Source organism: Halomonas urmiana (assembly GCF_005780185.1).
Taxonomy (GTDB): domain Bacteria; phylum Pseudomonadota; class Gammaproteobacteria; order Pseudomonadales; family Halomonadaceae; genus Halomonas; species Halomonas urmiana.
Map to the genome: position 1 here is coordinate 1 of NZ_VBUI01000084.1, position 524 is coordinate 524.

1 protein-coding gene is annotated in these 524 nt (G+C 65.5%); it reads left to right on the forward strand.

The window, feature by feature from the left end; genetic code table 11:
• The coding region (locus FEI13_RS18855; RefSeq protein ID WP_193555755.1) for a transposase at window positions 1-524 on the forward strand (524 nt) is incomplete at both ends.

Consider the following 524-nt stretch of genomic DNA (forward strand, 5'->3'; position numbering starts at 1 on the left):
ATCGACACCTTCGTCATGGACAACAGCAACTCGAAGAAGGAAGGCGTCTCGCGGACCTACCAGAAGGTCGACGGCTACACCCCGATCGCCGCGTATCTGGGCAACGAAGGGTGGTGTCTGGGCCTGGAGCTGCGTCCCGGCAAGCAGCACACCATGAAGGAAAGCAACGCCTTCCTGGAGCGGGTGCTGCCCCGCGCCCAAGGCCTGACCGAGCGCCCCATCTTGCTGCGTGAGGACAGCGGCTTCGACAGCCAGGCACACCTGGCGCTTCTCGAACGGCAGCGGCAGGCCTTTGCCGAGGCGGACCGCCGGCTCGACTATGTCGTCAAATGGAACCCGCGTGGCTCGGCCACGGCCGATCAGGACACCTGGCTGGCCGTGGCGGCGGACTATTGGGAAGAGCTGCGCCCTGGCAAGCGTCAGGCGCTGTGGACGCAGACCGTCTCAATCCGCGACGACACCAAGGTCGAATACGTCGTCAAGCGCGTGATGCGCCTGGTAGAGCGCACCGCCGATCGCGATGG